Origin of the sequence: Kitasatospora sp. NPDC051914 (assembly GCF_040680995.1) — a bacterium.
In the GTDB taxonomy this organism is placed as follows: Bacteria; Actinomycetota; Actinomycetes; order Streptomycetales; family Streptomycetaceae; genus Kitasatospora.
On sequence record NZ_JBFAXX010000025.1, the window covers coordinates 97,643 to 112,373 of the forward strand.

Here is a 14,731-nt window from a genome sequence, read left to right on the forward strand (position 1 = left end):
AGCGGCCGGCCGCTGATCGAGATCCTCGGCGCCGACGGAAGCGTTGATGCTCTGTACACAGTGCGTCAGGTCGCGCGCGCGGCAGTTCAACTGGCGGACATACTGGCGACCACCCGGCGTTCCGGCCGGGACGGTCGGGACCGGTTGCACGTGGCCGTCGTGTGCGGTGACAGCGCGGAGCACCTGGTGGTCGCGCTCGCGCTGCTCGCGCTGCGGGCCACCGCCCATCCGGTGCCGCTCACGGCTTCCCCGGAGTCCGCGGCGTCCACGGTCCGAAGGGCCCACGTCATCGTCGCCGATGCGTCGGGGCGTGCCCGCCTCGACGCATGGGGCGCCGAGCGGGTGCTGCCCGCCGAGCTCCCGGTGGTGGCGGTGGACCTTGCCGCCGGCGCTGCTGCGGTGCGCCCCTGCCGGCTGCCGCCGCGCGCCGGCGAACCGGTGCCGGACGTCTGCGGCGGCGGTGCGCGACTTGACGGGCCGCTCGTCCGGTCCACGCTGGAAGCCCTGCGCGGCGAGGTGCCCGAGGCCGCTCTCGCCCGCTGCGTGATCGCGGCGCCGATGTCGGTGACCGAACGTCAAACCGCCTTTCTGGCAATGGTACTGGAGCTCGGCGGCCGGTTCGTTCTGCCACCTCCGGGACCGGTGCTTCCGGCCCGGACGGTCGCCGGGACGGACTCCGGCGTGCCGGGCTGGCTGCGTGCCGCCCGGCCGACGGCACTGGCGGTGACCTCGTGGCTGGCGGCCGAGCTGTCCCGGGCCGCGGCGTCCACCGTCCGGCGCGCACTGCCGCTGCCGGCCCTCTTCGGCACCGAACGGCCACCGCTGCTGTGGTGCGGCGAGCCCGTCGACCCCGAGGCGGTACGGAAGCTGGCCGAGCTCGGCATCCCGGTGTACGCGACCGGGGTGCCAGGGCTCACTTCACCGGGAGTGCGCCGCGCCGGCACCGCGCACCCGGCCGAGCGGGAGCGGGGTGGTCCACCGTCGGTCCGCGCCGCCGGTCGCCCGACGGCGGCGGGGCGGACCGGACTCGACGATCCTGCCGTGCGGTCCGCGCTCGCCTCGCTCCGCAGCTCCGGTTCCGTCGCCACGGCGTCCTCCGAGTTCGGCTGGCTGCTGTACTCGCTGGTCCGGTCACTGCGCCCGACGAATGTCCTGGAGTGCGGCGGCTCGTACGGAAGCGCGCTGCTCCACCTCGCCGCCGGGCTACGGGACAACTCGTCCGGGCGGCTCGTCGGCTCCGCACCGAGCCCCTACTGGGCCGCCCGGGTGCGCAGGGCGCTGACCGAGGCCGGCCTCGCCGGCTGGGCCGAGGTGTGCGACCGCTCCACCTGTGGAGTCCCGGACGAACTGGCCGGGGCCGTCGACATCGCGGTGCTGAGCGGCTGGCGGGAGGACATGCTGCCGGCGCTGGCGGCGCTCGAACCGCGGATGCGCCCGGGAACGGTCGTCGTCGCGGCCGGTCCGCCGTCGCCCGAGTACCTCGCACGGGTCCGGAGATCGGGCGACTACACCTCGACCTCCCTGGCGATCGGCGGCGGCGTCGAGGTCTCGCACCGGCTTTCCGCCGGGCCCGCGCCCCCTCGTGTGCAGCTCCCCGCCGAACCGGACCCGATCCCATCCCTACCTCCGAGCGGAGAACACTCGTGAAGAGCAGTACGTCGGCCGTGGCCATCGTCGGGGCCGGTCCCCGCGGCCTATCGGTCCTGGAGCGCATCTGCGCCCAGGAACGGAAGTCCGCGTCCCGGGCCCGGCTCGCCATCCACGTGCTCGACCCCTCCTCGCCGGGTCCCGGCACGGTGTGGCGCACCGAGCAGCCCCGTGACCTGCTGATGAACACCGTGACGTCGCAGATCACCGCGTTCACCGACGCCAGCGTGAACCTCACGGGCCCCATCGAGGAGGGCCCGAGCCTCCACGACTGGGCCCGGGACGTGGCAGCCGGCGTGATCCCCAACCCCGGGGACGAGGGCGTGCTGGCGGAGGCCCGCCGGCTCGGACCGGACTCGTACTCCAGCCGCGCCTTCTACGGACACTACCTGGAGTGGGTGTTCCGGAAGCTGGTCGCCGAGGCCCCGGCCCACCTGGAGATCCACGTCCACTCGGAGTTCGCGGTCGCACTGGACGACGAGGAGGGCGATCCGCACGGCCCGCAGACCCTGCTCCTCGCCGACGGCACCCGGCTGGCCGGTCTGGAAGCGGTGGTGCTGGCGCAAGGCCACGTGCCGGCCCGGCCCACTCCCGAGGAGGAGCGGCTCACCGCCTTCGCGGCCGAGCACGGCCTGGTGTACCTCAGGTCGTCCAACCCGGCCGATGTGGACCTCTCCCGGATCGGCCCGGGTGAGAACGTCGTGCTGCGCGGCCTCGGCCTCAACTTCTTCGACTACACGGCCCTGCTCACCGTCGGCCGGGGCGGTTCGTTCGAGCAGGCGGACGGTCGGCTCGTCTACCGCCCCTCCGGTCGCGAGCCGCGGATCCACGCGGGATCCCGCCGCGGCATCCCGTACCACGCCCGCGGTGAGAACGAGAAGGGCGCCTACGGCAGGTACCAGCCCAGGCTGCTGACCGTCGAGCGGGCGAACGAGCTGCGCGCCCGGGCCGCCCAGGACGAGTGGATCCGGTTCGGCACCCACCTGTGGCCGCTGATCGCCACGGAGGTGGAGAGCGTCTACTACGCCACCCTGCTGACCGCTCGCGCGGACGGGACCGACGTGGCGGCCTTCACCGACCGCTACCTCGCGGCCGCCGGCTCGGCGGCGGACAAGGCCCGGTCGCTCGACGCCGCGGGTGTCGCCCCTGCCGAACGCTGGGACTGGGACCGCATCGCCCAGCCGTACGGGCAGCGCGAGTTCGCCACCCCGGCGGAGTTCCGGACCTGGCTGCTGGAGTACCTGCGGCAGGACGCGGCCGAGGCCCGGGCCGGCAATGTGAGCGGTCCGCTGAAGGCGGCCCTGGACGTACTGCGCGATCTGCGCAACGAGATCCGGCTCGCGGTCGACTACGGCGGCCTGGAGGGCAACTCCCACCGGGACGAGCTGGACGGCTGGTACACCCCGCTCAACGCCTTCCTGTCGATCGGCCCGCCGGTCTCCCGGATCGAGGAGCTCATCGCCCTCATCGAGGCCGGGATCGTCGAGATCACCGGCCCGGGCATGATCGTGGAGGCGGTGGCGGACGACCCCGAGGGTGCCGCCTTCCAGGTGGGATCCCGCCGGATACCGGGCTTCCGGATCCGGGCCGGCGCGCTGGTCGAGGCCCGGCTGCCCGAGCCGGATCTCAGGCGTACCGAGGACCGGCTGATGCGGCATCTGCTGAGGACGGGTCAGTGCGCGCCGTACCGCATTCCCGGCGAGTGCGGCACCGAGTACGAGTCCGGCGGAATCGCGGTGTCGGAGGGGCCGCACCACCTGCTCGACGCCGAGGGCCGACCCCACCCGCGCCGGTTCGTCCACGGTGTTCCGACCGAGTCGGTGCACTGGGTCACCGCGGCCGGCATCCGCCCGGGCGTCGGCTCGGTGACCGTGGAGGACTCCGACGCCATCGCCGCCGCGGTGCTGGCGCTGCCGGCCGCGGGCGCCCCGGCCCGCAGTGAGGAGTCCGCCGCGTGAGCGCGTACGACTTCGATGCGGGCCTGCTGTCCCCGGTGCGCGCCGGCACGCCGGTGGAGCAGGCGACCGGGGACCGGGCATGGCTCCAGGCGATGCTGGACGCCGAGGCAGCCCTTGCCAGGGCGCAGGCACGGCTGGGCACCCTTCCCGCGCCGGCCGCCGCGGCGATCAGCGGCGCCGCCCGCGCCGAGCGGCTGGACCTCCGGGACCTCGCCCTGGCCGCGCGGGAGACCGCCAACCCGGTGGTCGGCCTGGTCCAGGCGTTCACAGCCGTCGTCGCCGCCGACGACCCGGCCGCGGCCGAGTACGTTCACCGCGGTTCCACCAGCCAGGACATTCTGGACACCGGGGCGATGCTGGTGGCCTCCCGCGCCCTGACGATCGTCATCGCCGACCTGCACCGCACCGCCGACGCGCTGGCCGACCTCGCCCGGGACCACCGGGACACCCCGATGGCCGGCCGTACCCTCACGCTGCACGCCGTGCCCACCACCTTCGGCCTCAAGGCGGCCGGCTGGCGTCAGCTGGTGCTGGAGTCCGCCGAGCGGCTGGAGCGGATCCGGGACGGCGGGCTGCCGGTGGCACTCGGCGGCGCCGCCGGAACCCTGGCGGGATACCTGGAGTACGCGAGGATCGACGGCGGCATCGCCGACCACGAGCTCGGCGACTACCTGGACCGGCTCACCGCCGCCTTCGCGGACGAGACCGGACTCGCCCGACCCGTGCTGCCGTGGCACGCGCTGCGCACTCCGCTCGCCGATCTGGCCGCCGGCCTCGCCCACACCGCGGCGGCGCTCGGCAAGCTGGCCGTCGACGTGCAGGTGCTGGCCCGCACCGAGGTGGCGGAGGCCGCCGAACCCGCACCGGCCGGGCGGGGGGCCTCCTCCGCCATGCCGCACAAGCGCAATCCCGTGCTGGCGACGCTGATCCGCTCGGCCGCGCTGCAGGTGCCGGTGCTGGCGGCCGGTCTGACGCAGTGCCTGACCACCGAGGACGAGCGGTCCGGGGGAGTCTGGCACGCGGAGTGGCTGCTGCTGAGGGAGTGCCTGCGGCTGGCGGGCGGCGCCGCCCGTACCGCCGTCGAGCTCGCCGAGGGCCTGGCCGTCCGCCCGGAGCGGATGCGCACCAACCTCGACATGACGGACAGTCAGATCGTCACCGAGCGGATCGCGGCCGTCCTCGCGCCGCGGATCGGCAAGGCGACGGCCCGCCAGTGCCTCGCCCGGGCGTCCGTACTGGCCGATCACGAGGGCCGCCCGCTCGCCGCGGTCCTCACGGAACTTCCCGAACTCGAGAACGTGTTCGGCGACGGGGAGCTTGCGGGCCTCCTGGACCCGAACGGCTATACCGGGGCGGCGGGACTGCTCGTCGACCGAGCCCTCGGTGGACGAAGGGTCGATACCTCATGAACCTGTACGACATCGCAGCCGTGACCGGCCCGCCGGTGGCGCAGCAACCCGACTGGCCCGACCGGGAGGCCCTGCTGTCGGCGGCGGCCGAGCTCGCCGGACTTCCGGCGCTGGTCGCGGCCGAGGAGTGCGACCGGCTCCGTGACCGGCTGGCCGCGGTGGCCCGCGGTGAGGCGCTGCTGCTCCAGGGCGGCGACTGCGCCGAGAGGCTGGACGCGGTCGGTCCGGAGACGACCGCGGCCAAGTTCCAGACCCTGGGCCGGATGGCCGCCGTGCTCTCCGAGGCCGCCGGTCTCCCGGTGACCCGACTGGGACGCATTGCCGGGCAGTTCGCCAAGCCGAGGTCGAGTCAGGTCGAGCAGCGGGACGGCGTCGAGCTGCCCTCGTACCGAGGTGACATGGTGAACGGGTCCGCCTTCACCGCCGAGGCCCGCACCCCGGACCCCGACCGGTTGCGGCGCGTCTACCGTGCCTCGGCGCAGACGCTGGACCACCTCCGGACGCTGACCGCCGACCGGGGCGGTGAGTTCTGGACCAGCCACGAGGCGCTGGTGCTGGAGTACGAGCGGGCGCTGAGCCGCAGCACGCCGTCCGGCTGTTACGGCCTGTCCGGTCACCTGCTGTGGATCGGCGAGCGGACGCGCCAACTGGACGGCGCGCACGTCGAGTTCGCCGCGCGAATTCGCAACCCGATCGCCGTCAAGCTCGGGCCCTCGACCACCCCGGACGACGCCCTGCGCCTGGTCGACCGGCTCGACCCGGACCGCGAGCCCGGCCGGCTGACCTTCATCAGCCGGATGGGTGCGGGTGCGGTGCGCGATGCGCTGCCGGACCTGGTGGCGAAGGTGACCGCTTCCGGCGCCGAGGTGGTCTGGATCTGCGATCCCATGCACGGCAACACCGTGTCGTCCCCGAGCGGGCACAAGACCCGCAGGCTCGTCGACATCCTGGACGAGGTCAGGGGATTCGTCGAGGTCCACCGGTCGCTGGGCACCCATCCCGGCGGCGTCCACCTGGAACTGACGGGAGAACACGTCACCGAGTGCGTGGGCGGCACCTACGAGATCCGCCCCGAGGACCTGCCGGCCCGCTACGAGAGCGCTTGCGACCCGCGGCTTAACCTCGGCCAGGCACTCGATGTCGCCTTCGAACTGGCGAGCATCTACGCCGTTGCCCCCGTCTGAGACCACGCGCCCACCCGTGCGGCCGTGAGCCGACGCGTGACACCCACCCGAATCTGGAATGAGGAGGAGACCACCTGATGGTGGACACCACGAGCGCCGGAGAGTTCCTGGCACTCCACGACCGTACCGATCCCAGCGACCCCCTCGTGCTCCCCAACGTCTGGGACGCGGTCAGCGCGCGGGCCTTCGCGGACGCGGGCTTCCCCGCGCTGGCGACCTCCAGCGCGGCGATCGCCGCCGTCCTCGGCTACGAGGACGGCGAGGACACTCCGGCCGACGAGATGTTCGCGGCGGTCGGACGGATCGTCCGGGCCGTGGACGTGCCGGTGACGGCCGACATCGAGGGCGGTTACGGGCTCGCGCCGGTCGAGATCGTCGAGCGGCTGCTCGACGCCGGCGCGGTCGGCTGCAACCTCGAGGACTCCGACGCCGCCACCGGACGGCTCAAGGACCCCGAGCAGCACGCCGAGTGGCTCTCCGAGGTCAGCGTGGCGGCCGGGGACCGGCTCGTCCTCAACGCGAGGGTCGACACGTTCCTGTACGGTGACCGCTCGGTGGAGTCGGCGGTCAGGCGCGGTCGGCTCTACATCGACGCGGGAGCGGACGTCATCTACCCGATCCTCGCCCCCGAGGAGCTGCTGCCCGATCTGGCCACCAACCTGTTCAAGCCGGTGAACGCCCTGTACCTGCCGGGCGCGGCCTCGCCCGGCCGCCTCGGCAGCCTGGGCGCGGCGCGGGTCACCTTCGGAGGAGGCCTGCAGCAGCGGGCCGCCTCCGGCCTCGTCGACCTGGCGCAGGAGATCGGACGGGCGTACGGCGCGCGGTAGCGGCGTACGCCCGCGGCGGGCGTTGGCGGCCCCGGACCCCGGTGGGTCCTACTTGGTGGCCATCAGCAGGTACTCGTGCGACCGGTTGGTCAGCATCGGGTCGTCACCGCTCGCCGGCCGGTCGTAGAGGTGGATGCGCTCGTCGCCCAGGGTGAGGTGGTGCCCGAGGACCCGGGCGGCGTCCCAGGCGAGCGGGACGAACCGGTCGGCGATGCGCCGGTTCTGGACGGCGATCACGGCGCGCGCACCGGGACGCATGGTCTGCGCGATGGCGGCGAACGCCTCGTCGAGCGCAGCCAGGTAGTCGTCGTAGTCGCGCAGCGCGTAGAACTGGGCGCCGTCCGTGGCGTCGACGTCCAGGTTGGTGCCGAAGTAGGGGAGGTCGCACAGCACCAGGTCGACCGAGCCGGCCGCCAGCGGGGGCTTACGGGCGTCTCCGCAGACCATTTCCTGACCCGGATACGATTCCAGCCACCTGCGGGCCTCCTCGGCGCGGGCCTCGTTCACCTCGATGCCGAACCCGCGGCGGCCCTCCACGGAGGCGGCCACCAGCGTCGTCCCCCACCCGGCGAACGGGTCGAACACCAGGTCACCGGGAGCGCTGAGCTCGCGGATCAGCGGCCGCAGCTGACTGACCAGGCCGGCCTGTCCGGCAGCCTCGGGAAGAGAGTGTTCAGGGTCCTCGGTCCCGAGCACGAGCCAGCTGGCAACCCCCACCGGGATCACGCGTCCTCTCCATGTCCTTGGTCGCCGGCAGGTCGTCGGCGGCGTCGGAAACGCATGTTACTGAAGTGGAACAGTTGTGCGGGCGATCTTTGAGACATCGTCATCCGAGGAAGCGTGAACTCGCCGAGCTGCAACTCCGGCTCCTGCGTCCGGCCCGCAAGGGCGAGGCCGAGCGGGCCGGATCGCAGCTGTTCGAGCCGTTGCGGCAGATCGTCGAATCCGTCGACGACACCTTCCAGGGTCGGCTCGACCTCGAGCGACACCGGGGCCGCACACCCGGCGGCGTCATGGTCCGCGTCCTCCGGCGGATCCTCGCGCCGACCGCCGCGATCCGGCACAACGACCACACCGGCCGGCCCGTCATGCGCTCGCTGGCGGGGTACGACCACTGAACCCCTCGGCATCAATCATCTAGCATCGATCATCCAGGGGGAGGGGGTCGGCATGCAGGAGCAGAAGAGCGCGGTGCCGAGGTCGCTGTGGGTGCCGGTCGGCGTGTTCACCGCGTTCTGGGCGGTGATCGTCGGCGGCTGCACGCTGGTCGCCGAGCGGGACGAGCCGCGCGCCGAGGAGCGCCACACCTCGACCGACTGGTTCGACCGGAGCTTCCCGCCGCTCGCCCCGGCGGTCTCCGGCACGTGGCGCTCCACCGACGGCCCGCGCGACCTGCTGCCCTCGCCGGACCCGGGGCTGGCCGGCTTCTTCCGGCTGCGGCCGGGCCGGGTCGCCGAACTGACGGCAGGCCGGGAGTGCACGCCGAAGGAAGCCCCGGACCTGGACAGCGACTGGCTGATGGACCTGGCAGACGCCGCACCCGAGGGCGCGTCCTGGATCGGCTGCCCCTCCCTCGACAGTGAACTGTCCACGCCCGCACCGGCCCGCGCGTCCTTCCTGCTCGACCGGGCGTCCGACACCGTCTACGTCCTCGGCATCGACCTCTAGGACGCCAGGGGTGCACCGCAGGGGTGCACCCCTGGCGCTGCGCGAGTTATTGACGCTCAATCTAATACGGTCTACGGTCTCGGCAGACCCCGCCCGAGCGACCGAGGAGCCGACCCCCATGGCCACCACCGCGCGCAAGGACACCACCGCCGTCCTGGAGGAGCGCGACCGGCAGCGCCGGCGCACCGCGGAGCGCCTCCTCGCCTCCTCCGCCAAGCTCTCCTTCGACCCGCTCAAGGACGTCGACTGGGCGAGCGAACCCGTCCCCGGCGCCTACTACATCACCCCGCACCGGATCTCCCTCTACGGCACCGAGCTCTGGGAGCGCCTCAGCGAGGAGCAGCGGATCGAGCTCAGCAAGCACGAGGTGGCCTGCGTCGCCAGCGTCGGCATCTGGTTCGAGGAGATCCTCATGCAGATGCTGCTCCGGCACGCCTTCGACCGGGACCCGACCACCGCGCACGTCCAGTACGCCCTCACCGAGATCGCCGACGAGTGCCGGCACTCCGTGATGTTCGCCCGCATGATCGCGTGGATGGGCGCGCCCGCGTACGGCCCCGGCCGCCTCGCCCACGAGCTCGGCCGGGTCTTCAAGGCGATCTCCACGCACAGCCAGACCTTCGGCGGCACCATGTACGTCGAGGAGATCCTGGACGCCTTCCAGCGCGAGATGACGGCCGACGAGTCGCTCCAGCCGCTGTCCCGCCAGGTCGCCCGCATCCACGTCATCGAGGAGTCCCGCCACATCACCTATGCGCGCGAGGAGTTGGTGCGCCAGGACCTCGGGCCGGTCCGCCGCAGGGTGGAGCAGCTGCTGATGGGCATCGTGATCCACGTCGCCACCACCCACCTCATCAACCCGCGGGTGTACGCGGCCGTCGGCATCGACCCCAAGGAGGGCCGCCGGGCGGCCCGCCGCAACCCGCACTGGCGGGCAGCCAAGACCGAGATGGCCGCCAAGGTGGTCGGCGTCCTCGACCGCGCAGGCCTGGTCGGCCGCACCAACCGCTGGCTGCTGCGCGGCGCGGGCATCGTCTGAGGGCCCGGGGGAGCCGGCCGGGGCAGGGCGCCGGAGCGCGGAAGGCCGCAGGCGCACCATGGGGGTCTGCCTGCGCGCATGCGCGTCCGGGCCCGCACCCGAGGCGGCCGCTGCCCGGGTGCGTCAGAATGATCATTGTGCAGCCGATCAGCCACCCGGTTCCCTACTACGCGCAGTGGGAATCCCCCGAGCTCGTCCCGGACATCCTCGACGGCACCCTCCTCGCGGAGGACGACCCGCGCTGGGAGGAGTCCGGCGCGCCCGACCCGGCCGAGTACGCCTACTGGTCCTGGCGCGCCTGCGGCATGGCCTGCCTGCGGATGGCCCTCGACCACTGGTGGGGCGTGGCCCCGCCGATCGTCCGGCTCGCCGAGGAGAGCCGGGAGGCCGGCGCGTACGTCCGGCACCCCGACGGGCGGCTCGACGGGCTCATCCACGGCCCGTTCGCCGCCTACGTCCGCGAGCGCTGGGGCCTGTACGCGGACGCCCGGGCACCGCTCCCCGCCGAGGAACTGCGCAGCCACCTCGCCGGCGGACGGCTCCCGGTGATCTCCGTCCACCCCTCGATCCGCCTCCTCGAACCCGCCCCGCCCCGCACCGGCGGGCACCTGGTGCTCGCCGTCGGCGCCGACGACGAGGCCCTGTTCATCCACAACCCCTCCGGCTTCCCCGGCGAGTCGCAGCAGCACGCCCGGGTGCCGTGGGACGACCTCGAACGGTTCTACGCCGGCCGCGGCATCCTGCTCGGCCCGCCCACCCCGCGCCGCACCGAGTAGCCGTACCGCACGGCCGGGAACCGGCGCGGGTCGTCCGTACCGTGAGCATCCCGGCCGCCGCAGCCCGCGCACTGCTGGCGTGGCCGCGCCGCGGGCACGGCCGGCGCCCGCACCGCGAACACCCGGGAGACCGCCGTGACCAGCGCCGAACCACTGACCGACGCACCCCTGCTGCGCACCCGGTCCGTGGACGTGGTGCGCGACGGACGCCACCTGCTCCGGGACGTCTCCCTCACCGTCGAGGCCGGCCAGCACTGGGCACTGCTCGGCGCCAACGGCGCCGGCAAGTCCACCCTGCTCGCCCTGCTCGGCGCGGTCTCCCACCCCACCCACGGCGAGGTCCACGTCCTCGGCCGAAGGCTCGGCCGGGTCGACATCCGGGCCCTGCGCACCCACCTCGGGCACGTCAACCCCCGCCACCCGCTGCGCTCACCGCTCCCCGTCCGCACCGTGGTGCTGACCGGCCTCACCAACAGCATCGAACCCGAACCCCGCCGGCACCCCACCGCGGACCAGGTCGCGCACGCCGACCACCTGCTGGACACCATGGGCATGGCCGAACGCGCCGACGACCCGTGGACCACCCTCTCCCAGGGCGAGCGCGGCCGCGTCCTCATCGCCCGGGCACTCATGCCGCAGCCCCGCCTGCTGTTGCTCGACGAGCCCGCCACCGGCCTCGACCTCACCGCCCGCGAACTCCTGCTCGGCAGCCTCGACCTGCTGCGCCGCCGCCACCCGCAGCTCGCCACCGTGCTGGTCACCCACCACCTGGAGGAGCTGCCGGAGACCACCACCCACGCCCTGCTGCTCCGCGAGGGCGCCTGCGTGGCGGCCGGCCCGGTCGACGAGGTCATCACCACCGAACTGATCAGCGCCTGCTTCGGACACCCCATCAGCATCGCCCGCCACGACGGCCGGTGGACGGCCCGCGCAGCCCGGACCGCACCCGCCGCCCTCTGAACGGCGCTCAGCTCGCCGTGGGCAGGCCGATCGGGTTGAACTGCGGCAGCTCGGCCCGGCAGGCGGTGGAGACCGGGCGCAACGCGGTCGCCAGTTCGTCGAGTTCGGCGCGGTGGAAGCCGTCCCACACCCGGGCGGCGGCCAGGTCGGTCACCGCCTCCAGCGCCCGGTGCCGCGAGCGGCCCTCGGCGGTGATCGCACCGCCGTACTGCAGCCAGCCGCGCTCGACCAGGCGGTCCGTGGCGGCCTGCCACTGCTCGTCCGTCCAGCCGCGGTGCGGCTGCAGCACCTCGCGGCGGGTGTCCAGGGCACAGCGCAGGACGAGCGCCTCGCAGCCGTCCAGGCCCTCGGAGACCAGGGCGGCGACATGGCCGTCCCCGCGGTGCTCGCGCAGCACCGTCGTCGCCTGCCAGAGCCGGCCGAACCTGCCCTCCGGGCGGGGCAGCACCGCATTGGCGGCGGCCAGCACGCGGCCGGAACAGTCCAGGCCGTCGACGGCGCGCTCCAGCAGCTCCACCGAGCGGTCGACCAGATCGGGCTTCACCGTCTCCAGGACGCGCTCCAGCGCGGCGGTCGCACCTGCAAGACGGGCCTCCAGGGCGGCGTCCGGGGAAGCACGGTGCCAGATGTCCGGCAGCGCGCGCTCGACCATCGCCGGGGCGAAGTTGAAGAACGCGGCGACCACCGGGGCCGGGTCCACCGGGCCGAGCGGCGCCGAACGGCCGCCGAAGTACCCGCGCCAGTAGCCGCGCAGGCCGACCGCCTCGTAGGCGGCCCGGCCCTCGGGCGAGAAGTAGGTGAGTGCGTGCACGGGCTCGAAGAGCCACCACAGGGCACGGGCGGGATGGACGTGTTCAGCCACTGACGGACAGCCTCTCTGGAGCCGGCGGGCTCCCGGTGCGGGCCGAGGCGCACACTGCTGCCGCGCCCCCCTTGCGAGTCCTGCATCGATCCGGTCCTGCTGTGATGCGGGTCACCCGGCACCCCGGCGTTCCCCTCCGGCCACCGCTTCACGGGATGATGGGAGGAGGTGGCCGCAGACGACCGCCCGCACCGAGCTGTGAAGGTACCCGGATATGGCGCAGATCAACCCCAGCATCCTCTCCGCCGACTTCGCCCGCCTGGCGGACGAGGCCGAGGCCGTCCGCGGCGCGGACTGGCTGCACGTGGACGTGATGGACAACCACTTCGTCCCCAACCTCACGCTGGGCGTGCCGATCGTCGAGTCCCTCGCCAGGGCCACCGACACCCCGCTCGACTGCCACCTGATGATCGAGCAGCCCGACCGCTGGGCCCCGCAGTACGTCGAGGCCGGCGCCGGCTCCGTGACCTTCCACGTGGAGGCCGCCACCGCGCCCGTCCGGCTGGCCCGCGAGATCCGCGCCAAGGGCGCCCGCGCCGCCATGGCCCTGCGCCCCGCGACCCCGATCGAGCCCTACGAGGACCTGCTGCCCGAGCTCGACATGGTCCTCATCATGACCGTGGAGCCCGGCTTCGGAGGCCAGGCCTTCCTGGACATCATGCTGCCCAAGATCCGCCGCACCCGGGAGCTGATCTCCAAGCACGGCCTCGACCTGTGGCTGCAGGTCGACGGCGGCGTCGCCACGTCCACCATCGAGCGCTGCGCCGAGGCCGGCGCCGACGTCTTCGTGGCCGGCTCCGCCGTCTACAACGCGGACGACCCGGCGGAGGCCGTCCGCGCCCTCCGCGCCCAGGCCGAGGCAGCCACCGCCACCGCCCCGTGGGCCTGCCGCCACTAGGCGAGGCCACCGGGGCAGCCCACAGGGGCGCGGGGAACACCTCGGCGCCCCCACGGGCTGCCCGACTGCGGATGAGGACCTTGGGCCCTGGGCGGATCTGACGACCCGTAGAGTAGGGGCCCAAGATCGACCGGGGGAGGGGCCTTGGGGGAGAGCGGGGACGAGCGGACGACCGAGGCGCCGGCGCCGACCGGGACGGTGCCGCCGCAGTCCCGCAGGGCCCGCCGGACGGTGCAGGCCGAGCCGTCCGACACGGACACGCCGGATCCCGGCCCTGCCGAGACCGGCACCGGCCGCCGCAGGTTCCTGCGCGCGCTGCTGGTGGCCGGCGTCGGCACCGCAGCCGTCGGCGGCGCCATGATCGAGGACGTCCTGCCGGGCGGGCCCCGACTGCGCCGTGCCGTCGGCATGACCGGCCCGGACGGCACCGTGCCGGCCGTCACCCCCGGGCCCGTCCGCACCGAGCACCTCGCCTCGGCGGCCCGCGGCACCCGCGTCCAGCTGAGCATCCTCACCCCGCCCGGAACCGCCGACCCCGGCAGGCTGCCGGTCTGCCTGGCACTGCACGGCCGCGGCGGCTCGGCGGCCGGCCTGCTCGAGCTGGGGCTGCCGCAGTTCCTGGCCGCCGCCACCGGCAGGGGCGTGCCGCCCTTCCACCTGGTCGCCGTGGACGGCGGCGACGCCAGCTACTGGCACCGCCGCCGTGGCACCGGCGACCCGATGGCGATGCTGCTCGACGAGGTCCCGGGCTGGCTCGCCGCCCGCGGCCTCGCCGCGCCCACCGGTGTCCTCGGCATCTCCATGGGCGGCTCCGGCGCCCTGCAGTACGCCCGCGCCCGCAACGGAGGCCTCGCCGCAGCGGCCCTGCTCAGCCCGGCCCTGTTCACCTCCTGGGGTGTGGCCCGCCCGCTCGACGCGTTCCAGGACGAGGCCGACTGGCTGGAACACGAGCCGCTGCGCCACCTGGACCGCCCGCTGACCCGGCGGCTCGCCGTCTGGTGCGGCACCGAGGACCCGTTCTGCCCGGCCGCCCGGACGCTCGCCGACCGGGCCGCGGAGACGCACTTCCCGCGCGGCGCCCACACCGACGGCTTCTGGCGGCGCGTGCTGCCGGACGCCACCGCCTTCCTCGGGCAGGCCCTCGCCCGGCAGTCCTGAGCGGCCCCCGCCCGGCGGCCGGGCCCGGCCCGGGACGAGCCCCGAACAGCCCGCCGCCGGGCGGCCGCGGCTCACGGCCGACGGCGCGTGCGCGGGGGATACTCGCGGCATGAGCAACCTCGACCTCCGCCCGACGGCCGCCCGCTGCGGCGGCGAGGCCTCCGAGGGGCCGGTCAAGCAACTGCTGACCGGCCGCCTGGTGCCGCTCGGCGAATCCACCGTCGTACGCCGGCTGCTGCCCACGCTCGGGCGGCGGATGGTCGGTGCCTGGTGCTTCGTCGACCACTACGGCCCGGACGACATCGCCGGCGAACCCGGCATGCAGGTGCCCCCGCACCCGCACAT

13 protein-coding genes and 2 pseudogenes are annotated in these 14,731 nt (G+C 74.1%); 13 read left to right on the forward strand and 2 right to left on the reverse strand.

Going from position 1 to position 14,731, the window contains the following annotated elements; translation table 11 throughout:
• Positions 1 to 150 precede the first annotated feature (150 nt).
• The 5 genes from AB0M03_RS18475 to AB0M03_RS18495 all read left to right on the forward strand — a co-directional run bounded on the left by AB0M03_RS18475 (position 151) and on the right by AB0M03_RS18495 (position 7,025).
• Positions 151 to 1,647 carry a class I SAM-dependent methyltransferase gene (locus AB0M03_RS18475; RefSeq protein ID WP_363492612.1) on the forward strand — a complete coding sequence of 499 codons (1,497 nt, stop codon included), beginning with the start codon at positions 151 to 153 and terminating at the stop codon, positions 1,645 to 1,647.
• On the forward strand, positions 1,644 to 3,605 hold the full coding sequence (locus AB0M03_RS18480; protein WP_363492613.1) for an FAD/NAD(P)-binding protein: 1,962 nt from the start codon (positions 1,644 to 1,646) through the stop codon (positions 3,603 to 3,605). The genes AB0M03_RS18475 and AB0M03_RS18480 overlap by 4 nt, the downstream gene beginning before the upstream one ends.
• Positions 3,602 to 5,014 carry a 3-carboxy-cis,cis-muconate cycloisomerase gene (pcaB, locus tag AB0M03_RS18485; protein ID WP_363492614.1) on the forward strand — a complete coding sequence of 471 codons (1,413 nt, stop codon included), beginning with the start codon at positions 3,602 to 3,604 and terminating at the stop codon, positions 5,012 to 5,014. Before AB0M03_RS18480 ends, pcaB begins: the two co-directional genes overlap by 4 nt.
• Complete coding sequence (locus tag AB0M03_RS18490) at positions 5,011 to 6,198, forward strand: 3-deoxy-7-phosphoheptulonate synthase class II (RefSeq protein WP_363492615.1); 1,188 nt, start codon at positions 5,011 to 5,013, stop codon at positions 6,196 to 6,198. The genes pcaB and AB0M03_RS18490 overlap by 4 nt, the downstream gene beginning before the upstream one ends.
• Positions 6,199 to 6,275: 77 nt before the next feature.
• Positions 6,276 to 7,025 (forward strand): isocitrate lyase/phosphoenolpyruvate mutase family protein, encoded by a 750-nt coding sequence (locus AB0M03_RS18495; protein ID WP_363492616.1) that lies wholly within the window; start codon positions 6,276 to 6,278, stop codon positions 7,023 to 7,025.
• 48 nt (positions 7,026 to 7,073) lie between these two features.
• Here AB0M03_RS18495 and AB0M03_RS18500 read toward each other — a convergent pair whose 3' ends face one another.
• Positions 7,074 to 7,742: a DNA methyltransferase gene (locus AB0M03_RS18500; protein WP_363492617.1), complete on the reverse strand. Its 669-nt coding sequence runs from the start codon at positions 7,740 to 7,742 to the stop codon at positions 7,074 to 7,076.
• A gap of 119 nt (positions 7,743 to 7,861) precedes the next feature.
• On the opposite strand from AB0M03_RS18500, the pseudogene AB0M03_RS18505 reads away from it, so the two are divergent.
• The 5 genes and pseudogenes from AB0M03_RS18505 to AB0M03_RS18525 form a co-directional block, all read left to right on the forward strand.
• A pseudogene (locus AB0M03_RS18505) lies at positions 7,862 to 8,143 on the forward strand (IS982 family transposase); the annotation flags it as partial.
• A 52-nt stretch (positions 8,144 to 8,195) separates the two neighbouring features.
• Positions 8,196 to 8,693, forward strand: coding sequence for a hypothetical protein (locus AB0M03_RS18510; protein WP_363492618.1), 498 nt, complete (start codon positions 8,196 to 8,198; stop codon positions 8,691 to 8,693).
• Between the two features lie 118 nt (positions 8,694 to 8,811).
• Complete coding sequence (locus tag AB0M03_RS18515; RefSeq protein ID WP_363492619.1) at positions 8,812 to 9,732, forward strand: diiron oxygenase; 921 nt, start codon at positions 8,812 to 8,814, stop codon at positions 9,730 to 9,732.
• 128 nt (positions 9,733 to 9,860) lie between these two features.
• On the forward strand, positions 9,861 to 10,508 hold the full coding sequence (locus AB0M03_RS18520) for a C39 family peptidase (RefSeq protein ID WP_363492620.1): 648 nt from the start codon (positions 9,861 to 9,863) through the stop codon (positions 10,506 to 10,508).
• A 135-nt stretch (positions 10,509 to 10,643) separates the two neighbouring features.
• Complete coding sequence (locus AB0M03_RS18525) at positions 10,644 to 11,468, forward strand: ATP-binding cassette domain-containing protein (RefSeq protein ID WP_363492621.1); 825 nt, start codon at positions 10,644 to 10,646, stop codon at positions 11,466 to 11,468.
• Positions 11,469 to 11,475: 7 nt separating this feature from the next.
• On the opposite strand, the gene AB0M03_RS18530 is transcribed toward AB0M03_RS18525, so the two are convergent.
• Positions 11,476 to 12,330: a hypothetical protein gene (locus tag AB0M03_RS18530; protein WP_363492622.1), complete on the reverse strand. Its 855-nt coding sequence runs from the start codon at positions 12,328 to 12,330 to the stop codon at positions 11,476 to 11,478.
• A gap of 214 nt (positions 12,331 to 12,544) precedes the next feature.
• Between AB0M03_RS18530 and rpe the strand changes: the two genes are divergently transcribed.
• The 3 genes and pseudogenes from rpe to AB0M03_RS18545 all read left to right on the forward strand — a co-directional run.
• Complete coding sequence (rpe, locus tag AB0M03_RS18535) at positions 12,545 to 13,228, forward strand: ribulose-phosphate 3-epimerase (RefSeq protein ID WP_363492623.1); 684 nt, start codon at positions 12,545 to 12,547, stop codon at positions 13,226 to 13,228.
• Between the two features lie 144 nt (positions 13,229 to 13,372).
• Positions 13,373 to 14,386, forward strand: a complete 1,014-nt coding sequence (locus AB0M03_RS18540) for an alpha/beta hydrolase-fold protein (RefSeq protein ID WP_363492624.1) — start codon at positions 13,373 to 13,375, stop codon at positions 14,384 to 14,386.
• A 109-nt stretch (positions 14,387 to 14,495) separates the two neighbouring features.
• A pseudogene (locus AB0M03_RS18545) lies at positions 14,496 to 14,731 on the forward strand (pirin family protein); the annotation flags it as partial.